Genomic DNA, 21,612 nt, shown 5'->3' on the forward strand with positions numbered 1-21,612 from the left:
CCGGGACCCTGCATTCGGTCGACATGTTGAGCATGCGCGAATGACGTCCCAAGCCGAAAAATGCTTTAATGCCCAGCGTTTTTTCCCGCTTTTTATCTGCTGCCCGGGTCGATCCATCGTTTGCCATGCATGCCCCGACGCCTAACTCATTCTTTTCTCTGGAAATCCAAAAGCCTTGATTCGTCTGCTGAAGTTTTTCGGGTACTCCATTGTCGCGATCGTCTGCGGGCTGCTGCTCGTACTCAGCGGGGCCTACCTCTACCTTAGTCCGGGTTTACCCTCCGTAGAGGCTCTGAGAAGTATCCAGTTGCAGATTCCTTTGCGGGTCTACAGCAGCGATGAAAAGCTGATCGCGGAGTTCGGCGAAATGCGCCGCACACCGATCCGTTTTGCCGATATTCCACCCAATTTCATCAGTGCCCTGCTGTCGGCCGAAGACGATAACTTTGCCAACCACTATGGCGTCGACCCCAGCAGCCTGGTGCGCGCCGCCACGCAACTGGTAAAAAGCGGACACATTCAATCCGGTGGCAGCACCATCACCATGCAGGTGGCGAAGAACTTCTTCCTCACCAGCGAGCGCAGCTTTTCGCGGAAAGCCACTGAAATCCTGCTGGCATTGCAGATCGAACGTCAGCTGACCAAGGACGAAATCCTCGAGCTGTACGTCAACAAGATCTACCTGGGTAACCGCGCCTACGGCATCGAAGCCGCGTCACAGGTGTACTACGGCAAGTCCATTCGGGACGCCAGCCTGGCGCAGATGGCCATGATTGCCGGCCTGCCCAAGGCCCCTTCACGCTTCAACCCCCTGGCCAACCCGGCGCGCAGCAAAGAGCGTCGTGACTGGATCCTGGGGCGCATGTACAAGCTGGGCAAGATCGACCAGGCCGCCTATGAAAGTGCGGTGGCCGAACCATTGAACGCCAGCTATCACGTGCCGACGCCGGAAGTGAATGCACCGTATATCGCTGAAATGGCGCGTGCCGAGATGGTCGGTCGTTATGGCAGCGAGGCCTACACCGAAGGCTTTCGCGTGACCACGACGGTTCCGAGCGACTTGCAGGACATCGCCAATGACTCAGTGCACTCCGGCCTCATCACCTACGACCAACGCCACGGCTACCGTGGCCCCGAGTCGCGCCTGCCGGGCAAGACCCTGAGCGCCTGGACTGTCGAGCTGGGCAAACAGCGTGCGATCAGCGGCCTGGAACCGGCCATCGTCACCCAGGTGAAGAAAGATGGCGTGCAGGTGCTGACCCGCACCGGCGAAGCGCATGTGGCCTGGGACAGCATGAAATGGGCGCGCCCGTTCCTGAACACAAACAGCATGGGGCCGATGCCGAAGCAACCCTCGGATGTCGCGCAAGTCGGTGACCTGATCCGCGTGCAACGCCAGAAGGACGACAGCCTAAAATTCAGCCAGGTGCCGCTGGCCCAGGGTGCACTGGTATCGCTGGACCCGCAGAACGGCGCAATTCGCGCCCTGGTGGGTGGCTTCGCCTTCGAACAGAGCAACTACAACCGTGCCACCCAGGCCAAGCGCCAGCCGGGCTCAAGCTTCAAGCCGTTCATCTACAGCGCCGCCCTGGATAATGGCTACACCGCCGCCAGCCTGGTCAACGATGCGCCCATCGTGTTTGTCGACGAGTACCTGGACAAGGTCTGGCGTCCGAAGAACGACACCAACACCTTCCTAGGCCCTATCCGTATCCGTGAGGCGCTGTACAAGTCGCGCAACCTGGTATCGATCCGCTTGCTGCAGGCGATGGGTGTCGGCAAGACTATCGACTACATCACGCGCTTTGGCTTCAACAAGTCGGACCTGCCGCCGAACCTGTCCCTGGCCCTGGGCACCGCGACCCTCACACCGATGGAAATCGCCACTGGCTGGAGCACGTTTGCCAATGGCGGCTACAAGATCACTCCGTACCTGATCGACAAGATCGAAAGCCGCAATGGCGACACGCTGTTCACCGCCAACCCACCCCGGGTACCGGGTGACGTGGTCAACGGTGTAGCGGCCACGGATGGGCTGGCAGCGCCGAGCAACGGCGGTATTACCATCGAGCCGACGCCGGGTGCTACTCCGACCACAAATGCCGCCCCGGCCGAACCCCAGGCACCCGCCGTGGCCGAACGCATTGTGGATGGCCGTACCACCTATATCCTCAACAGCATCCTGGAAGACGTGATCAAGAAGGGTACCGGCCGTCGCGCGCTGGCCTTGGGCCGCGCAGATATCGCGGGCAAGACTGGTACCACCAACGAATCCAAGGACGCCTGGTTCTCCGGCTATAACGCCGACTACGTGACCACCGTGTGGACCGGCTATGACCAGCCGGAAAGCCTTGGCCGCCGCGAGTTCGGTGGCACCGTCGCGCTGCCGATCTGGATGAGCTACATGGGCGCCGCCCTGAAGGACAAGCCGTTGCATACCCAGCCGGAGCCGGAAGGTATCCTCAGCCTGCGGATCGACCCGGTCAGTGGCCGTGCGGCCTCGCCGAGCACGCCGAATGCGTACTTTGAACTGTTCAAGAGCGAAGACACGCCGCCGTCGGTCAATGAGCTGGGCAACGGCGTCGTACCGGGCAGCCCGTTGCCGGCAGATGAGGCGGCGCCGATCGATCTGTTCTAACCTGGACCTTAAGCCTACGCAGAACCCAATGTGGGAGGGGGCTTGCCCCCTCCCACATTTGATCTCCACAGGACACACGTTAATCGCCACCCCAGCAAAAAGCCCCGACTCGTGAGAGCCGGGGCTTTTTGTTGGTGCGCTACAACGGCTTAACCGTTGAACACATCATCCACGCTTTGCAGCGGGTAGTTTTTCGGATATGGCAGGGTGGCCACACCGGTCTCGATCGCGGCTTTGGCCACGGCATCGGAGATCAGGGTGATCAGGCGCTTATCCATTGGTTTCGGAATGATGTACTCACGACCGAATTCCAGCTTGGCGCCACCGTAGGCGTCACACACGTCCTGAGGCACCGGCAGCTTGGCCAGTTCACGCAGGGCGTTGGCGGCAGCCACTTTCATCTCTTCGTTGATGCGCTTGGCGCGAACGTCCAGGGCACCACGGAAGATGAACGGGAAACCCAGCACGTTGTTGACCTGGTTCGGGTAATCCGAACGACCGGTCGCCATGATCACGTCGTCGCGGGTGGCATGGGCCAGTTCCGGAGCGATTTCCGGATCAGGGTTGGAGCAGGCGAACACGATCGGGTTGGCCGCCATGGACTTCAGGCCTTCAGCGCTCAGCAGGTTCGGGCCGGACAGGCCAACGAACACGTCGGCACCGTTCAGGGCGTCAGCCAGGGTACGCTTGGAGGACGGGTGGGCAAACATCGCCTTGTACTGGTTCAGGTCGGTACGCTCGGACTGGATCACGCCCTTGCTGTCGACCATGTAGATGTTTTCCAGCTTGGCGCCCATGCTGACGATCAGCTTCATGCAGGAGATGGCCGCAGCGCCGGCACCCAGGCAGACGATCTTGGCGTCAGCCAGGGTTTTGCCAGCGATTTCCAGGGCGTTGATCATGCCGGCCGCAGTGACGATCGCGGTGCCGTGCTGGTCATCGTGGAATACCGGAATGTCGCACTGCTCGATCAGGGCCTTTTCGATCTCGAAGCACTCAGGTGCCTTGATGTCTTCCAGGTTGATGCCACCGAAGGTGATGGAGATGCGCTTGACGGTGTCGATGAAAGCCTGCGGGCTCTCGGAATCGACTTCGATGTCAAAAACGTCGATGCCGGCGAAGCGCTTGAACAGCACGCCTTTACCTTCCATGACTGGCTTGGAGGCCAGTGGGCCGAGGTTACCCAGGCCGAGAATCGCGGTGCCATCGGAAATCACTGCAACCAGGTTGCCTTTGCCGGTGTACTTGTACGCCAGTTCAGGGTCGCGGGCGATTTCACGTACGGGCTCGGCCACGCCAGGGCTGTAGGCCAGCGACAGGTCGCGGGCGGTGGCAGTGGCTTTGGTGAGCTCTACACTCAGCTTTCCTGGACGAGGATGGGCATGATATTCGAGAGCGGCAGTTTTCAAATCAGACATATCGGCATTCCGCTTTTACTGTTGGTCGACGGACCGCCGAGGATACTCGTGTCGTAAAGTCCCTACAAGACTGGGCAGTCACAGGTGTCAAGGGCCCTGCGCTAAGACTTTCGGCCAAGAGCCACGGGATACAAGGGCTTAACTGTTCACAATCGACTTGAAAAATGTCTACAATTTTTTCTCAACGCGTCGATTTGAGCATGCCCGGATCGGTCAGCGGCAGGAGCCAGCGGGCCTGGCCATTTTTAAGCCCCCCACGTCGCGAGCGATCCTGCACCCACCCACGCGCCTCGATAGTGCGGCCTTGCAGACCATTGAGCGTGGCCGCATCGAATTGGCTGGCCAGAGCAGGGGCGATACGTAATACCAGTGAGCCCTGCAGTTCAATCCAGACCCCACCACGGTTGCGCTTTACCTTGCTGACCCGGCCGCTGACCACGGCAAACCCGGAGCGCTTGAGCTGCGCCACAGTCTTGACCGGCGATTGGCGCCACAGGCCAAGGCGCGCTTTGCGGGCACGGTTCTCAGCCGCCTGCTGACAGGTGACGAGATCGACATTCGGCGCCACGCCCACCTGGAATCCCAGGCCCTCGGCCAACAGTTGCGCCTCCAGGTTCTCGCCGTTGGCGCCATAGAGGTGGGCCAGGGTGCGACCGTAATGATCCTTGCGCTCGCGCCCCGGCACCAGGCCGACCCGGCCACCGCTGGCATCCACCAAGGCCTGCAAACGCTGGCGTGCGGCGACTGCGAAAGGCTCGTCGGGGCGGCCCTTCCTGCCGGTTTCCGGGGTGTTGATTCCGATCATCCGCACACTGCGGCCATCCTTGAGGCGCACCGTGTCGCCATCCACCACCCGCTGCACTTCCACGCGGGCCACGGCCGCTGGCGCCGGGCAAAACACCTGCGCCTGGGCCACCGACAACCAAATCGCAGGCACAAAAAAGGCGCCCGCAAGGGACGCCTTTTTCAACAGCTGGCAAAAGCCCATAAGGCTTTTGAGCCTTACTCTGCTGGAGTAGCAGCAGGCTTCTTGCCGAAAGCACCAAAGCGATCTGCGAAGCGCTGTACACGGCCGCCGGTGTCCAGAGTTTTCTGCTTACCGGTGTAGAACGGGTGGCACTCGTTGCATACGTCAGTACCCAGTGGCTTGCACAGGTTCGAGCGAGTTTCGAACTTGTTGCCGCAGCTGCAAGTAACTTCGATGGTTTCGTACGCTGGATGGATATCGGCTTTCATGGTGACTTCCTCGGGCTAGCGTGCCGCCACTCGACACTATTGTCGAATACCGCACGTAATTAGGCCGCGGATTCTACCAGACCTTTTTAAACGCGCAAGCGGCGGTACCGCTCGGGTGTAAACATAAAAGCACCTTTCATCAGAAAACTAGCGGCTACCCCAAGCCTCCCGCTGTCTGCTAGGCTCGCGCCCCTGCGCCACCGCCTGCCTTTATAGATGAGACCCCTCGCGTGCCCGACGCCATTTTGCGCCTAGCCCTGCCCTCGCCCCTGCGCCGCCTGTTCGACTACCGGGCCCCGGCCGGCGTACTGCGGGCACAGTTGCAGCCGGGCATGCGCGTGCGCGTGCCGTTTGGCCGCCGGGAGATGATCGGCATCCTGGTGGAAGTCGCCGATCACAGCGAAGTACCGGCCGAGAAACTCAAACCGGCCATCGCCCTGCTGGATGCCACGCCGCCGTTGCCGCCCGCGCTGTTCAAGCTGTGCCTGTGGACCGCCCAGTATTACCAGCACAGCCTCGGTGACACCCTGAGCTGGGCGCTGCCGGTGCTGTTGCGCCAGGGCGAACTGGCCGAAGCGCGCCAGGAACGTTTCTGGTCGACGGTGCCCGGCGCGCGCCTCGACGACCCGCGCATCGCCCGCGCCCCTCGCCAGCGTGAAGCCCTGGCGACCCTGGCACAGCATCCCCATGGCGTCGCCCATCAGCTCCTCAGCAAGCTGATGCTGAGCAAGGACAGCCTCGACCTGTTGCTGGCCAAGGGTTTGGTGCAGGTGGAAATCCGCAAGCACGCCCCCGACCCGCGCCACGAACACTGGCTGGCCCAGCCCGAACTGCCGCTGAACCCCGAGCAGCGCGCGGCGTATGAAGCGATTCGCGCAGGTTTCGACAGCTTCCATGCGTTCCTGCTGGCCGGCGTCACCGGCAGCGGCAAGACTGAAGTCTATCTGCAACTGATCCGCGAAACCCTGCAGGCCGGCAAACAGGCGCTGGTGCTGATTCCCGAGATCAACCTGGGGCCGCAAACCCTGGCGCGCTTCGAACAGCGCTTCAACGCGCGTATCGCCCTGGTGCACTCGGCGGTCAATGACCGCGAGCGCCTGGAGTCATGGCTGGCGGCGCGGGACGGCGAAGCCGACATTATTATCGGCACCCGTTCGGCGCTGTTCACGCCGATGAAAAATCCCGGGCTGATCATCATCGACGAGGAACACGACGGCTCCTATAAGCAACCGGAAGGCCTGCGCTACCACGCCCGCGACCTGGCGCTGGTGCGCGCGCGCCAGGAAGACATTCCGATTGTGCTGGGCTCTGCCACCCCCTCCCTGGAAAGCCTGCACAACGCCTACACCGGTCGTTACGGACTCCTACGCTTGAACGAGCGGGCCGGCGGCGCCAAGCAACCACGCTTCCTGCGCCTGGACGTAAAAAGCCGGCCGCTGGACAGCGGCATCTCCGGGCCGATGCAACAGGCTATCGGCCAGACCCTGGCGGCCGGCCAGCAGGTCTTGGTGTTTCTCAACCGCCGAGGCTTTGCGCCGACGTTGCTGTGCCATGACTGCGGCTGGATGTCCGAGTGCGAGCGTTGCGATGCGCGCATGACCGTGCACCAACGCCATGGCGAGTTGCGTTGCCATCATTGCGGCCATGTGGAACGTGTACCGCGCCACTGCCCGCAGTGCGGCAAGGTCGACCTGCGACCGGTCGGCGCAGGCACAGAGCGCGCCGAGGAGCGCCTGGGCATTCTGTTCCCGGACTACCCGGTGCTGCGCGTCGACCGCGACAGCACCTCGCGCAAGGACGCGATGAACCAGCTGTTCGCCACCATCCAGAAGGGCCAGCCGTGCATCCTGGTGGGAACGCAGATGCTCGCCAAAGGACATCACTTCCCACGGGTGACCCTGGTGTCGATCCTGGATGCCGACGGCGGCCTGTTCTCCGGCGACTTCCGCGCCAGCGAACGCATGGCACAGTTGATCGTGCAGGTCGCCGGCCGCGCCGGGCGTGCCGAAGAGCCGGGCAAGGTGATTATCCAGACCCACCTGGCCGACCATCCGCTGCTGATTCAACTGACCGAACAAGGCTACTTTGCCTTCGCCGAACAGGCGCTGAGCGAACGCCGCTCTGCCGGCCTGCCGCCCTTTGCACACTTGGCGTTGCTTCGCGCCGAAGCCCATAAACCAGGGCAGGCCGAGGGCTTCCTGGATGAAGCCTGCAGCGCAGCGGAACGCTTGCTCGGCGAGCTGGGGCTGAGCGGCATCGAACTGCTCGGCCCGGTACCCGCGCCCATGGAACGTCGTGCCGGGCGTTATCGCGCTCAGCTACTCTTGCAAGCGACATCCCGAGCACCGCTGCATCGACTATTAAGTAGCTGGTTACTTGCCCTGGAGCAAATGCCGAGTGGCCGCCAGGTGCGATGGTCGATGGATGTAGACCCGGTAGATTTGTATTAAGCCTGGCCACAGGTCCTGCGAAGGTTGGCAAGCCCGCCCTCGCCACGGATAATGCCCAGTTTTTCCACCTGCGCATCGCGCGCCGCCGCTTGCGGTCGAAAGAGAACACCATGAAAGACACCATTCGCCAGCTGATCCAACAAGCCCTCACCCAACTCGTCCACGAAGGTGTGTTGCCTGAAGGCCTGACGCCGGCGATCCAGGTGGAAAACACCCGCGACAAGACCCACGGCGACTTCGCCAGCAACATTGCGATGATGCTGGCCAAGCCTGCGGGCATGAAGCCGCGTGACCTGGCGGAAAAAATCATCGCCGCGCTGCCTGCCGACGAGAGTGTTACCAAGGCCGAAATCGCCGGCCCGGGCTTTATCAACTTCTTCCAGAACACCCAGGCCCTGGCTTCGCGCCTGGACGCGGCCCTGGCCGACGCCAGGATCGGCGTGCGCAAGGCCGGCCCGGCTGAGCGCGTGGCCATTGACCTGTCGGCGCCCAACCTCGCCAAAGAGATGCACGTCGGCCACCTGCGCTCGACCATCATCGGTGACGGCGTGGCACGGGTGCTGGAGTTTCTCGGCGACACCGTGATCCGCCAGAACCACGTAGGCGACTGGGGCACCCAGTTCGGCATGCTGATGGCCTATCTGCAGGAAAACCCGATCACCAGCAACGAGCTGTCGGACCTGGAGAACTTCTACCGCGCCGCTAAAAAGCGTTTCGACGAATCCGAAGAGTTCGCCGACCGCGCCCGCAGCCTGGTGGTCAAGCTGCAAGCCGGCGACAAGGAATGCCTGGAACTGTGGGGCCGCTTCCGCGAGATCTCGCTGTCCCACTGCCAGGAAATCTACGAGCTGCTCAACGTCAAACTGACCATGGCCGACGTAATGGGCGAAAGCGCCTACAACGACGATCTGATCAACGTGGTCAACGACCTCAAGGCCAAGGGCCTGCTGGTCGAGAGCAACGGCGCGCAGTGCGTGTTCCTCGAAGAATTCAAGACCGCCGACGGCGAGCCGCTGCCGGTGATCATCGTCAAGGCCGATGGCGGCTACCTCTATGCCACCACCGACCTGGCGGCCGTGCGCTACCGCAGTGGTGTACTCAAGGCTGATCGTGCGCTGTATTTCGTCGACCAACGCCAGGCCCTGCACTTCCAGCAGGTGTTCGAAGTGGCACGTCGCGCCGGCTTCGTTACCCACCCGATGCACATGGAACACATGGGCTTCGGCACCATGAACGGCGCCGATGGCCGCCCGTTCAAGACCCGCGACGGCGGCACCGTGAAGCTGATCGACCTGCTCAACGAAGCCCAGGAACGTGCCTACAACCTGGTGAAGGAAAAGAACCCGGAGCTGGCCGAAGCCGACCTGCGCAACATCGCCCGCGTGGTGGGCATTGGCGCAGTGAAATACGCCGACCTGTCCAAGCACCGCACCAGCGACTACAGCTTCAACTTCGAATTGATGCTCAACTTCGAAGGCAACACCGCGCCGTACCTGCTGTACGCCTACACCCGCGTGGCCGGTGTGTTCCGCAAGCTGGGCAAGGACTTCAGCGAAGTCGAAGGCCAGATCGTGCTGGACGCGCCCCACGAACAGGAACTGGCCGCCAAGCTGGCGCAATTCGGCGAAGTGCTGAACAGCGTCGGCGAGAAAGGCACGCCGCATATCCTCTGCACCTACCTGTACGAAGTCGCCGGGTTGTTCTCCAGCTTCTACGAGAACTGCCCGATCCTCACCGCCGACGACGAAGCCCAGAAGCAAAGTCGCCTGCGCCTCGCCGCACTGGCTGGACGGACCCTCAAGCAAGGCCTGGAACTGTTGGGCCTGGAAACTCTGGAGCGTATGTAAGTTGGCTGCCAAGAAAAAACCTGCACCCAAGCGCGGCGCCAGCCGCTACCAGGCCCCGGCGAAGAAGCCGATCCCGGGTTGGTTGTGGATGGCGATCGGCCTTACGGTCGGCGCGTTCATTGTGTTCCTGATGAAGCTGGACCCAGGCCAGGGCGATGACGTCAAACGGGTCAAGCAGGAGCAGCAGAAGGCCACGAAAATGGCTGAAGCCAACAAGACTGCGCCGAGCCCGACGGCACCGGTAAAGCCGAAGTACGACTTCTATACGCTGCTGCCGGAATCGGAAGTGATCGTGCCGCCTGACGCCGTGCCGGAGAAAACCCTGCCGACGCCGCAAGTGCCGACCACCCCGGTAACCCCGGCAGAAGCAGCGAAAATCGACACCGCGCGGGCCCAGGCAGCATTGGCCGGGATTACTCCGCCGCCAGCACCACCGGTTGCGGAAACCAAAGCCGCACCTGTGACCAAGTTCTTCCTGCAAGCGGGCTCTTTCCCGAAACAGGCGGATGCGGATCGTGTGCGTGCGCAGATCATTCTGCTGGGCCAAACGGTGACGGTGGAATCTGGCACGGTGAAGGACGCGACCTGGTATCGCGTACTGGTGGGGCCGTTCAGCAACCGCGAACAGCTGACCGTGGCGCAGAAACAATTGGCCGGCGCCGGGTTTAGTAACCTGTTGTTACAACAACGCCAGAGCCGCTGATTCGGGCTCAACTTCGATCAAAATGTGGGAAGGAGCTTGCCCCCTCCCACATTTGGTTCTTCAGCGCTCTGAAATGCGTGTCAGACCGATAAACACCACTCGTCCGCCATAAACCCCTATGGTTGAAATCCCCCCCGCCACCCCCATATGAGTTTCCATCAGGGCATTTTCGCCCCGCTGCGTGGAGACTCTCCCCTTGACCACCATCGTTTCAGTACGTCGCCACGGCAAAGTTGTCATGGGCGGCGACGGCCAGGTTTCCCTGGGCAATACCGTGATGAAAGGCAACGCGAAAAAAGTGCGTCGCCTGTACCACGGCCAGGTCCTCGCCGGTTTTGCCGGTGCCACCGCCGACGCCTTCACCCTCTTCGAGCGTTTCGAAGGTCAGCTGGAAAAACACCAGGGCCACCTCGTACGCGCCGCTGTCGAACTCGCCAAAGAATGGCGCACCGACCGCTCCCTCAGCCGCCTGGAAGCCATGCTGGCCGTCGCCAACAAAGATGCGTCCCTGATCATCACCGGTAACGGCGATGTGGTTGAGCCTGAACATGGCCTGATTGCCATGGGCTCCGGCGGTGGCTACGCACAAGCCGCAGCCAGCGCACTGTTGAAGAAAACCGACCTGTCGGCCCGCGAAATCGTCGAGACTGCCCTGGGCATCGCCGGCGACATCTGCGTGTTCACCAACCACAACTTCACCATTGAGGAGCAGGACCTCGCCGAGTAAGCCGTAGGCTTATTCCCGCTTGAGGCCGCCAAACACTATGTCCATGACTCCCCGCGAAATCGTCCATGAACTCAATCGCCATATCATCGGCCAGGACGATGCCAAGCGCGCGGTTGCCATCGCGCTGCGTAACCGCTGGCGCCGGATGCAACTGCCCGAAGAATTGCGCGTTGAAGTAACGCCGAAGAACATCCTGATGATCGGCCCGACCGGCGTCGGTAAAACCGAGATCGCGCGACGCCTGGCCAAGCTGGCCAACGCGCCGTTCATCAAGGTCGAAGCCACCAAGTTCACCGAAGTCGGCTATGTGGGCCGCGATGTCGAGTCGATCATTCGTGACCTGGCCGATGCCGCCCTGAAGCTGCTGCGCGAACAGGAAATGACCAAGGTCAGCCACCGCGCCGAAGATGCCGCCGAAGAACGCATCCTCGACGCCCTGCTGCCACCGGCGCGCATGGGCTTCAACGAAGACGCCGCACCGGCCTCGGACTCCAATACCCGCCAGCTGTTCCGCAAGCGCCTGCGTGAAGGCCAGTTGGACGACAAGGAAATCGAGATCGAAGTCGCTGAAGTTTCCGGCGTCGACATCTCCGCACCGCCTGGCATGGAAGAAATGACCAGCCAGTTGCAGAACCTGTTCGCCAACATGGGCAAGGGCAAGAAGAAAAGCCGCAAGCTCAAGGTGAAGGAAGCGCTGAAGTTGGTGCGCGACGAAGAAGCCGGACGCCTGGTGAACGAGGAAGAACTCAAGGCCAAGGCCCTGGAAGCCGTCGAGCAGCACGGCATCGTGTTTATCGACGAGATCGACAAGGTCGCCAAGCGCGGCAACTCCGGTGGCGTCGATGTATCCCGTGAAGGTGTGCAGCGTGACCTGCTGCCGCTGATCGAAGGCTGCACCGTCAATACCAAGCTGGGCATGGTCAAGACCGACCACATCCTGTTTATCGCTTCGGGTGCGTTCCACCTGAGCAAGCCAAGCGACCTGGTGCCGGAGCTGCAAGGCCGCCTGCCAATTCGCGTAGAGCTGAAGGCGCTGACCCCAGGCGACTTCGAGCGCATTCTCAGCGAACCGCATGCCTCGCTCACCGAGCAATACCGTGAGCTGCTGAAAACCGAAGGGCTGGGCATCGAGTTCCTGCCGGACGGTATCAAGCGCTTGGCGGAGATTGCCTGGCAGGTCAACGAGAAGACCGAGAATATCGGTGCGCGTCGCCTGCACACCTTGCTTGAGCGCCTGCTTGAGGAAGTGTCCTTCAGCGCCGGCGACATGGCCGGCGCGCAGAATGGCGTAGCGATCAAGATCGATGCCGACTACGTCAACAGCCACCTGGGCGAATTGGCGCAGAACGAGGACTTGTCGCGGTATATTCTGTAAGCCTCACACCGAACTGCTTTGCTTCAAATGTGGGAGGGGGCTTGCCCCCGATCGCGGTGGATCAGTCAGCTTATCTATAGCTGACCCACTGCAATCGGGGGCAAGGCCCCTCCCACACTTTTATGCCGGTTTATTCAAGAGCACCTCATATGGCCAAGTTTCCTACCGCTGTAAACCTGCACAAAACCTCCAACACCCTAGGCCTCACCTACGGCCCCGACGAGATCTACCAGTTGCCCGCCGAACTGCTGCGGGTGCACTCGCCTTCCGCCGAGGTCCAGGGCCACGGCAAACCTATCCTGCAATTCGGCAAGCTCAACGTGCGCTTGACCAAGATCGAACCGGCCGGCCAGTACGCACTGAAACTGACCTTCGACGACGGGCATGACAGCGGACTGTTCACCTGGGACTACCTCTACCAGTTGGCCGTGCGTCAGGACGCGTTGTGGGCCGATTATCTTGCCGAGCTCAAGGCCGCCGGAAAAACCCGCGATCCGAGTCAGTCGGTCGTGCGCCTGATGCTCTAGCCCAGGCTTCTTGCTCTTTAGAGGGCATTTTCTAATTTCATCTGCTTGAATGCCCTGTCGCGTGGCCAACGATTGGCCCGCTTGCGAAAAAAATTAAACTCGGGTAACCAATGGAACTGGCAAGTTCCCTGCATTTGACGATGCGGTATCAACGGTCACCCGAGTCGCAGTACCTGGCTTGTGTTGTGTATCGAAACCTGGTGCGCAGCGGTACCCGGTACTCGTCTTTCGGACAATGGAGCGTCGTAGATGAGTAACAAGAACAACGATGACTTGAAACGCCAGGCCTCGGAAAACACCCTGGGGCTCAACCCGATCATCGCGTTACGTAAAAAGGATTTATTGGCCTCGGCCAAGATGGTGCTGACCCAAGCCATCAAGCAGCCGTTGCACAGCGTCAAGCACGTCGCCCACTTTGGCGTTGAATTGAAGAACGTGATGTTCGGCAAATCGCAGCTGCAGCCCGAAAGCGATGACCGTCGCTTTCACGACCCAGCCTGGAGCCAGAACCCGCTCTACAAACGCTACCTGCAAACCTACCTGGCGTGGCGCAAGGAACTGCACGACTGGATCGGCGACAGCAACCTGTCGGAACAGGACATCAGCCGCGGCCACTTCGTGATCAACCTGATGACCGAAGCCATGGCCCCCACCAACAGCGCGGCCAACCCGGCGGCGGTCAAACGCTTCTTTGAAACCGGCGGCAAGAGCCTGCTCGACGGGCTGTCGCACCTGGCCAAGGACATGGTGCACAACGGCGGCATGCCGAGCCAGGTCAACATGGGCGCGTTTGAAGTGGGCAAGACCCTGGGGATCACCGAGGGCGCTGTGGTATTTCGCAACGACGTGCTGGAGCTGATCCAGTACAAGCCGATCACCGAACAGGTGCACGAACGCCCCCTGCTGGTGGTACCGCCGCAGATCAACAAATTCTACGTATTCGACTTGAGCCCGGAGAAGAGCCTGGCGCGCTTCTGCCTGCGCAACGGCCAGCAGACCTTTATCGTCAGTTGGCGCAACCCGACCAAGGCCCAGCGCGAGTGGGGCCTGTCGACCTATATCGAAGCGCTCAAGGAAGCGGTCGATGTGGTCACGGCGATCACCGGCAGCAAAGACATCAATATGCTCGGCGCCTGCTCCGGCGGTATCACCTGCACCGCGCTGCTGGGCCACTACGCGGCGCTGGGAGAGAAGAAGGTCAACGCACTGACCCTGCTGGTGAGTGTCCTGGACACCACCCTGGACACCCAGGTGGCGTTGTTTGTGGATGAGCAGACCCTGGAAGCGGCCAAGCGCCACTCCTACCAGGCCGGCGTGCTGGAAGGCCGCGACATGGCCAAGGTGTTCGCCTGGATGCGCCCCAACGATTTGATCTGGAACTACTGGGTCAACAACTACCTGCTGGGCAACGAGCCACCGGTGTTCGACATCCTGTTCTGGAACAACGACACCACGCGCTTGCCGGCGGCCTTCCATGGCGACCTGATCGAGCTGTTCAAAAACAACCCACTCGTGCGCGCCAATGCACTGGAAGTGTGCGGCACGCCGATCGACCTCAAGCAGGTCACGGCCGATATCTACTCACTGGCCGGTACCAACGACCACATCACGCCATGGCAGTCCTGCTACAAGTCAGCGCAGCTGTTTGGCGGCAAGGTGGAATTCGTACTCTCCAGCAGCGGGCATATCCAGAGCATCCTCAACCCGCCCGGCAATCCCAAGGCGCGCTACCAGACCAGCGATAGCCTGGCGGGCAAACCACTGGAGTGGCAGGAGAATGCGACCAAGCACACAGATTCGTGGTGGTTGCATTGGCAGGTGTGGCAAGCGGAACGTGCGGGCAAGCTGAAGAAGGCACCGACGAGTTTGGGTAACAAAACCTTCGCCGCAGCGGAAGCAGCCCCCGGGACTTACGTACACGAACGCTAAATTGAAATGCGTTCAAATGTGGGAGGGGGCTTGCTCCCGATGGCAGTGTGTCAGCCATCTGATCCATTGACTGATCAGTTGCAATCGGGGGCAAGCCCCCTCCCACAGTTGGCCTGCATTCCAACCGTCACATCTCACAGGGCTTGAGCATGCCGCAACCGTTCATCTTCCGTACCATCGACCTGGATGGCCAGACCATCCGCACGGCGGTACGCCCGGGCAAGCCTCACTTGACGCCGTTGCTGATCTTCAACGGCATCGGCGCCAACCTTGAGCTGGTGTTTCCGTTCGTCCAGGCCCTGGACCCGGACCTGGAAGTGATCGCCTTCGATGTACCGGGCGTGGGCGGCTCCTCGACACCCAACCGCCCCTATCGCTTTCCCGGCCTGGCCAAGCTCACCGCACGCATGCTGGACTACCTGGACTATGGCCAGGTGAATGCGGTGGGCGTGTCCTGGGGCGGCGCTTTGGCGCAGCAGTTTGCCTACGACTACCCGGAGCGCTGCAAGAAGCTGATCCTGGCGGCGACCGCTGCCGGTGCCTTTATGGTGCCGGGCAAGCCGAAGGTGCTGTGGCTGATGGCGAGCCCCCGGCGCTACATCCAACCGTCCCACGTGGTGCGCATTGCACCCATGATTTATGGCGGTTCGTTCCGCCGCGATTCGAAACTGGCCGCCGAGCACGCCAGCAAAGTGCGCTCGGCCGGCAAGCTGGGTTACTACTGGCAACTGTTCGCGGGGTTGGGCTGGACCAGCATCCACTGGCTGCACAAGATCCGCCAGCCGACCCTGGTGCTGGCCGGGGACGACGACCCGCTGATCCCGCTGATCAATATGCGCATGCTCGCCTGGCGCATTCCCAACGCGCAGTTGCACATCATCGATGACGGCCACCTGTTCCTGATCACCCGGGCTGAAGCCGTGGCGCCGATCATCATGAAGTTTCTCGAGGAGGAGCGCATGCGGGCCGTGATTCACCCGCGACCGGCGGTGTAAGGACCACACCGCCGCGCAACTTGCCGAGAACCGACTATGGTTCTGAATTGGCGTGCCTGTTGATGGCTTGACGAAGGAGTGTTGGCTCATGCGAGAAAGACCCGTGACGAACCCGGCGCCCACCCCCGCCGCGTTCATCAACGCGCAAAACGCGATCACCGGCCTGCGCGGTCGGGATTTGCTGTCGACCCTGCGCAGCGTTGCCGCCCACGGTTTGCGTAACCCGGTGCATACCGCCCGTCACGCTCTCGCGCTGGGCGGTCAACTGGGTCGCGTACTGCTGGGTGAAACGGTGCACGAGCCCAACCCGCGGGACAACCGCTTCATCGACCCGACCTGGACGCTCAACCCGTTCTACCGGCGCAGCCTGCAGGCCTATCTGAGCTGGCAGAAGCAGACTCGTCACTGGATCGATGACAGCTCGCTGAGTGCCGACGACCGCGCCCGCGCGCACTTTGCCTTCGCCTTGATCAACGACGCGGTCTCGCCCTCCAACACCCTGCTCAACCCGCTGGCCATCAAGGAGCTGCTCAACTCCGGAGGCAACAGCGTGGTGCGCGGCGTGAGCAACCTGTTCGACGACCTGCTGCACAACCACGGCCTGCCGCGCCAGGTGAGCAAACAGGCCTTTGAAGTCGGCAAGACGGTGGCCACCACCCCAGGCTCGGTGGTGTTTCGTAATGAGCTGCTGGAGCTGATCCAGTACAAGCCCATGAGCGAAAAACAGTACGCCAAGCCGCTGCTGATCGTGCCGCCGCAAATCAACAAGTACTACATCTTCGACCTGAGCCCGACCAACAGCTTTGTGCAATACGCCCTGAAGAACGGCCTGCAGACCTTTATGGTCAGTTGGCGCAACCCGGACGTGCGCCATCGCGAATGGGGCTTGTCCACGTATGTGGCGGCGCTGGAAGAAGCGCTCAACGTCTGCCGGGCCATCACCGGCGCCCGCGAGGTCAACCTGATGGGCGCCTGCGCGGGTGGCCTGACCATCGCCGCGCTGCAGGGCCACTTGCAAGCCAAGCGCCAGCTGCGCCGTATCTCCAGCGCCAGCTACCTGGTGAGCCTGCTGGACAGCCAGATCGACAGCCCCGCCATGCTGTTCGCCGATGAGCAAACCCTCGAAGCCGCCAAGCGCCGTTCCTACCAGCAAGGCGTGCTCGACGGCCGCGACATGGCCAGGGTCTTCGCGTGGATGCGGCCCAATGACCTGATCTGGAACTACTGGATCAACAACTATTTGCTGGGCAAGGAACCGCCCGCCTTCGACATCCTGTACTGGAACAACGACAACACGCGCCTGCCCGCTGCACTGCATGGCGACTTGCTGGACTTCTTCAAGCACAACCCCCTGAGCCACCCCGGTGGCCTGGAGGTGTGCGGTACGCCCATCGATTTGCAGAAGGTCACGGTGGACAGCTTCAGCGTGGCCGGGATCAACGACCACATCACGCCGTGGGACGCGGTGTATCGCTCCACACAACTGCTCGGCGGTGAGCGGCGCTTCGTGCTGTCCAACAGTGGGCATATCCAGAGCATCCTCAACCCTCCGGGCAACCCCAAGGCCAACTACGTCGAAAACCCCAAGCTGAGCAGCGACCCGCGCGCCTGGTACTACGACGCCAGCCACGTCGAAGGCAGCTGGTGGCCGCAGTGGCTGGCGTGGATCCAGCAGCGCTCGGGCGTACAGCGTGAAACCCTCACGGCCCTGGGCAACCAGAATTACCCACCGATGGAAGCGGCGCCGGGCACCTACGTGCGAGTGCGCTGAGCTCAACGATCACATTAAGAAGACTGGATGAAGACCCGCGACCGTATCCTTGAATGTGCCCTGCAGTTGTTCAACCACAAGGGCGAGCCAAACGTATCGACCATGGAGGTGGCCAATGAAATGGGGATCAGCCCCGGCAACCTCTACTACCACTTCCATGGCAAGGAACCGCTGGTCATCGGCCTGTTCGAGCGTTTCCAAGCTGAGCTGGCGCCGTTGCTCGACCCTCCGGCGGATGCGCAACTGAAGGCGGAGGACTATTGGTTGTTCCTGCACCTGATCGTCGAGCGCATGGCCCACTATCGGTTTCTGTTCCAGGACTTGTCCAACCTGGCCGGGCGCCTGCCGAAACTGGCCAAAGGCATTCGTAACCTGCTCACGGCGCTCAAACGCACCCTGGCGTCATTGCTGGCGCGGTTGAAGGCGGCAGGGCAAGTGGTCAGTGACACCCAGGCGCTGGGGCAACTGGTGGAGCAGATCACCATGACCCTGCTGTTCTCCCTGGACTACCAACGGATCCTTGATCGCGAAGGCGAGGTGCGAGTAGTGGTGTACCAGATCATGATGCTGGTGGCGCCGCACCTGTTATTACCGGCGCGGCTGGCGACGGAGCGGCTGGCCCTGCGCTATCTGGATGAATCCGCTTGACGCTCGGTCACCCAGGCTCGCCGAACTGCTGACTGAACTTGAATAGTTCGCTGTCACTGCTGATACCCAGTTTCCGATAAGCCGATTGTTTTTGCGTACTGATCGTACTTGCACTTCGCGAAAACTTGGCCGCAATTGAATTGACTGACATCCCGTCCAAAAAACACCGCAACACCTCCTGCTCTTTGGGTGTAAGGCAGGCGTTTAACTGTAGCGAACTTGAAAAATCCACTTTCTTTTTTACATTCGCAACATCAAGTACGGACTGCATGCCCTGAAGCGCTGGCACCATACAAGGTTGCAGGTAAATCCGGCCTTGGGCGACGGTTCGAACAGCCGTGACTAACTCCGTCAAGTTCTGGGTTTTCCCCAGAATCCCCCAACATCCGGCTTTCAAAGACAGTGACACGATGGCAGGCGTGTAGTGCGAACACACGATCAAAGGCCTGCACTTACTGAAGCGCCTGTTCAACACCTGAAGCAGACTAAGACCGTCGCTGTCCGACGGCGCCAGGATAAAGTCCATGACCACCACATCCGCAGACCGCCTGGAGAGCGCTTCCAGCAAATCCCTGCCGGTGCCGAAGGAACCGATCACATCGAAGTCGGCCTCTTTATTCAAGCCTAACTCAATCCCCTGCCGGACCATCTCGTGGTCATCTAACAACATGACGGTATACGTGGTGGAAATTGAAATAGACATCGATAAACCCGTATAAGTGAATACAGCCTGCACACGCCAATACTCTATTTTGAGTACGGTATACCCAGCTATACATGGGGATCAATACAGCGAGGCAATAAGTGTGAGTCCTTCAGGAGTTTCTTACAGTCGAATCCCAACGTTATATAGAAACGTCCTAAACTGCCGGAATAAGTTTCGAATAATTACGAAGTAAAACTCGCGACTTCTCTATAGAGAACATTGGCGTTACACGACACAGTACGACGCCCCCGCCAATCGAGAAAACCTCGAAACAAATCGCAGGCGCAGCACTTTAAACCTGCGGCGGGTCATTCCTATAACTCACGAGTGGAACACCATGAAAGTCAACGTCTTATCCACCGTTGCAGGCGCAATGGTCTTAATGGCCGGCCTCTCACAATCCGCCTACGCCACCGATGGCATTATCAATTTCAGCGGTCTGGTGACTGATGTGACCTGCACGGTCGAAGGCTCGCCACCGGGCAGCGGCGCAGTGGTCAAGGACGTCAACCTGGGCGGCGTCTCTGCCGCGCGCCTGGCAACTGCAGGTAGCCGTGCCAACCTCACTGGCTTCACGATTCGCATTGGCGCCCCCGGTGAAGGCAGCTGCACCAACGGGCGTACCGCCATGGTTGCGTTCGACCCAACCAGCCCGGCCATCGACGTCGCCACCGGCCGCTTGAACATCGACGGATACGACGACCCGACGGATACCACCACCGCGAAGAACGTGCAGGTCGAAGTCACCAACCGCGATGGCTCCCCTATCAACGTCTACACCGAGAAATCGGAAGGCGTAGTGATTGCTGACAACCAGGCAATCATCCCCCTGGCCGCACAAATGTACGCCAGCGGCCCCGCCACCGAAGGTACGGTGAACACCCGCGTCGGCTTTATGATCGAGTACGCCGAGTAAGGAGCGAGCAGGCCTGCGCAGGCGGGCCTTGCACGCCATGGACCTGCGCTGATAACGCAGGCCCCCTTGACTCGCAGAGACTTCTGACTATGAAAAAAAAGGCCCGCATTGCGCTTGCCACCTGTGCCTTTGCAATGCTGTCACTGCTGGCACTGCCCTCCCATGCCGGCGTGATTATTCATGGCACCCGCGTGATCTACCCTGCCGAACAGCAGGAGGTCGTGGTGCGCCTGGAAAACAAGGGAAACCTCCCGGCACTGGTGCAAACCTGGCTGGACACCGGCGACCGGCACTCGACACCGGCGACAGCGCAAACGCCACTGACCCTTTCGCCACCGCTCTTTCGTATCGAGCCTTACCAGCAACAGGCGCTGCGCCTGCGCTATTCCGGCGAGCCACTGCCCACCGACCGCGAGAGCCTTTTCTGGCTGAATGTACTGGAAGTCCCGCCACGCTCCGCGGATGCCGCGCAAAACAACAAGATCGAATTGTCGTTCCGGACGCGCCTGCGCGTGTTCTTGCGACCACCGGCGCTGCCCTACCCGGTCGGGAGTGCTCCGTCAAAACTGCAATGGAAACTGGTCGCCCACGAACAGGGCTTCGCCGTGCAAGCCACCAACCCCACGCCGTATCACATTTCACTGGCCTCGGTGGACTTGCTCACCGCAGGCAAACGGTTCAGCAAAGCCCCGAATAAGACGGCCAACGACAGCCTGATGCTGCCCGCCGGTGACGTAAAAGTGTTCGTGCTGCCTCAACTGCGCAATCGCCCAAGTGACGCCGCCAAAGTCGAGTTCACCACCGTCAGCGACTTTGGGGCGCGAGTGCGTCACTCGGCTGCCCTTACCCCCACCGCCGGATAATCCCCGTATGAATGCGACATCGATCTCACACGCCCTGGCGAAGGTCGCAGTGCTGACACTTGTGCTGCAAGGCGCGACCACGGCCCACGCAAGCGTTGTGATCAACAACACTCGAATCGTTTATCCACAGGACGACAAGGAAGTAACCGTCAGGCTGGAAAGCAAGAACCAGGCGCCGGTGCTGGTCCAGACATGGCTGGACGAGGGTGATGAACATTCAACACCTGACCTGGCAGGCATTCCATTCGTCGCCACACCACCGGTCGTGCGCATGGAGCCAGGCAAACAACAAGTCATACGCCTGGCCTACACCGGCGAAACCTTACCGTCGGCCCAGGAAAGCCTGTTCTGGTTCAATCTGCTGGAGGTGCCTTCGCAGCCCCAAGGCGCCCAACCGGGCAATCAGCTGCAGCTCGCCTTCCGGACCCGGATCAAGCTGTTTTTTCGCCCGTCGAATCTGCCGTACGCGGTCGAGGCCGCGCCGGCAAAATTGCAATGGCGTCGCGTACCCACAGAGCAAGGGCAGGCACTGGAAGTCTACAACCCGAGCCCGTATCACGTGACCTTCGAACACATCGAACTGCTGGCGTCCGGGCAGCGTCATGCCAGCCAAGCTGCGGCGTCAGGCCCGGGGAATATGGTGCGGCCCGGAGGTCGCAATCGCTTTGAGCTACCAACGCTCAAAACACCGGCGAGTACTGACGCAACCGTCGAGTTCCAGACGCTTGATGACTTTGGGGTGAAAGTCTCCCACAGCGCCAAGGTATCGCCATGACGACCCGGACCCGCTGCCCACCGTAACCGTTCCGACGACCCGCCATCGGGGGGTCACACGGCCCCCTCACCCCACACATTTGGATGCC

General features: G+C 61.1%; 18 protein-coding genes. 14 read left to right on the forward strand and 4 right to left on the reverse strand.

The window, feature by feature from the left end; all coding sequences use genetic code 11:
* The first annotated feature begins 175 nt into the window (after nt 1-175).
* Nucleotides 176-2,638 carry a penicillin-binding protein 1A gene (locus J1G35_RS15910; protein ID WP_223015416.1) on the forward strand — a complete coding sequence of 821 codons (2,463 nt, stop codon included), beginning with the start codon at nt 176-178 and terminating at the stop codon, nt 2,636-2,638.
* 149 nt (nt 2,639-2,787) lie between these two features.
* On the opposite strand, the gene J1G35_RS15915 is transcribed toward J1G35_RS15910, so the two are convergent.
* The 3 genes from J1G35_RS15915 to rpmE form a co-directional block, all read right to left on the reverse strand.
* A complete protein-coding gene (locus tag J1G35_RS15915; RefSeq protein WP_027605010.1) occupies nt 2,788-4,056 on the reverse strand; it encodes a malic enzyme-like NAD(P)-binding protein in 1,269 nt (422 codons plus the stop codon).
* A gap of 181 nt (nt 4,057-4,237) precedes the next feature.
* A complete protein-coding gene (locus tag J1G35_RS15920) occupies nt 4,238-5,044 on the reverse strand; it encodes a thermonuclease family protein (protein WP_223015417.1) in 807 nt (268 codons plus the stop codon).
* Nucleotides 5,045-5,058: 14 nt separating this feature from the next.
* Nucleotides 5,059-5,292, reverse strand: coding sequence for a 50S ribosomal protein L31 (rpmE, locus tag J1G35_RS15925; RefSeq protein WP_005784030.1), 234 nt, complete (start codon nt 5,290-5,292; stop codon nt 5,059-5,061).
* Between the two features lie 230 nt (nt 5,293-5,522).
* Between rpmE and J1G35_RS15930 the strand changes: the two genes are divergently transcribed.
* The 10 genes from J1G35_RS15930 to J1G35_RS15975 all read left to right on the forward strand — a co-directional run bounded on the left by J1G35_RS15930 (nt 5,523) and on the right by J1G35_RS15975 (nt 18,264).
* Nucleotides 5,523-7,742: a primosomal protein N' gene (locus tag J1G35_RS15930; protein ID WP_223015418.1), complete on the forward strand. Its 2,220-nt coding sequence runs from the start codon at nt 5,523-5,525 to the stop codon at nt 7,740-7,742.
* Between the two features lie 110 nt (nt 7,743-7,852).
* Nucleotides 7,853-9,589, forward strand: a complete 1,737-nt coding sequence (gene argS, locus J1G35_RS15935) for an arginine--tRNA ligase (RefSeq protein ID WP_223015419.1) — start codon at nt 7,853-7,855, stop codon at nt 9,587-9,589.
* Nucleotide 9,590: 1 nt separating this feature from the next.
* Nucleotides 9,591-10,292 carry an SPOR domain-containing protein gene (locus J1G35_RS15940; RefSeq protein WP_027605014.1) on the forward strand — a complete coding sequence of 234 codons (702 nt, stop codon included), beginning with the start codon at nt 9,591-9,593 and terminating at the stop codon, nt 10,290-10,292.
* A gap of 196 nt (nt 10,293-10,488) precedes the next feature.
* A complete protein-coding gene (gene hslV / locus J1G35_RS15945) occupies nt 10,489-11,019 on the forward strand; it encodes an ATP-dependent protease subunit HslV (RefSeq protein ID WP_010563201.1) in 531 nt (176 codons plus the stop codon).
* A gap of 37 nt (nt 11,020-11,056) precedes the next feature.
* Nucleotides 11,057-12,394: an ATP-dependent protease ATPase subunit HslU gene (gene hslU / locus J1G35_RS15950; protein WP_053140540.1), complete on the forward strand. Its 1,338-nt coding sequence runs from the start codon at nt 11,057-11,059 to the stop codon at nt 12,392-12,394.
* A 149-nt stretch (nt 12,395-12,543) separates the two neighbouring features.
* Nucleotides 12,544-12,921 (forward strand): DUF971 domain-containing protein, encoded by a 378-nt coding sequence (locus J1G35_RS15955; RefSeq protein WP_053140537.1) that lies wholly within the window; start codon nt 12,544-12,546, stop codon nt 12,919-12,921.
* Nucleotides 12,922-13,170: 249 nt separating this feature from the next.
* On the forward strand, nt 13,171-14,850 hold the full coding sequence (gene phaC / locus J1G35_RS15960; RefSeq protein ID WP_053140534.1) for a class II poly(R)-hydroxyalkanoic acid synthase: 1,680 nt from the start codon (nt 13,171-13,173) through the stop codon (nt 14,848-14,850).
* 149 nt (nt 14,851-14,999) lie between these two features.
* Nucleotides 15,000-15,845 carry a poly(3-hydroxyalkanoate) depolymerase gene (gene phaZ, locus J1G35_RS15965; RefSeq protein ID WP_053140530.1) on the forward strand — a complete coding sequence of 282 codons (846 nt, stop codon included), beginning with the start codon at nt 15,000-15,002 and terminating at the stop codon, nt 15,843-15,845.
* 88 nt (nt 15,846-15,933) lie between these two features.
* A complete protein-coding gene (phaC, locus tag J1G35_RS15970) occupies nt 15,934-17,616 on the forward strand; it encodes a class II poly(R)-hydroxyalkanoic acid synthase (protein WP_223015420.1) in 1,683 nt (560 codons plus the stop codon).
* Nucleotides 17,617-17,643: 27 nt separating this feature from the next.
* Nucleotides 17,644-18,264, forward strand: a complete 621-nt coding sequence (locus tag J1G35_RS15975; protein ID WP_053140523.1) for a TetR/AcrR family transcriptional regulator — start codon at nt 17,644-17,646, stop codon at nt 18,262-18,264.
* Nucleotides 18,265-18,271: 7 nt separating this feature from the next.
* Here the strand turns inward: J1G35_RS15975 and J1G35_RS15980 are convergent, their stop codons facing one another.
* Nucleotides 18,272-18,967 carry a response regulator transcription factor gene (locus tag J1G35_RS15980; RefSeq protein WP_256243958.1) on the reverse strand — a complete coding sequence of 232 codons (696 nt, stop codon included), beginning with the start codon at nt 18,965-18,967 and terminating at the stop codon, nt 18,272-18,274.
* 340 nt (nt 18,968-19,307) lie between these two features.
* Here J1G35_RS15980 and J1G35_RS15985 point away from each other — a divergent pair, with 340 nt between their 5' ends.
* The 3 genes from J1G35_RS15985 (at nt 19,308) to J1G35_RS15995 (ending at nt 21,524) form a co-directional block, all read left to right on the forward strand.
* Nucleotides 19,308-19,886: a fimbrial protein gene (locus J1G35_RS15985; protein WP_053140520.1), complete on the forward strand. Its 579-nt coding sequence runs from the start codon at nt 19,308-19,310 to the stop codon at nt 19,884-19,886.
* 134 nt (nt 19,887-20,020) lie between these two features.
* Nucleotides 20,021-20,749, forward strand: a complete 729-nt coding sequence (locus J1G35_RS15990; protein WP_256243960.1) for a fimbria/pilus periplasmic chaperone — start codon at nt 20,021-20,023, stop codon at nt 20,747-20,749.
* A 7-nt stretch (nt 20,750-20,756) separates the two neighbouring features.
* Nucleotides 20,757-21,524 (forward strand): fimbria/pilus periplasmic chaperone, encoded by a 768-nt coding sequence (locus tag J1G35_RS15995; RefSeq protein ID WP_053140514.1) that lies wholly within the window; start codon nt 20,757-20,759, stop codon nt 21,522-21,524.
* The last annotated feature ends 88 nt before the right edge of the window (nt 21,525-21,612 follow it).

The organism is Pseudomonas sp. SH10-3B (genome assembly GCF_019891415.1).
GTDB lineage: Bacteria > Pseudomonadota > Gammaproteobacteria > Pseudomonadales > Pseudomonadaceae > Aquipseudomonas.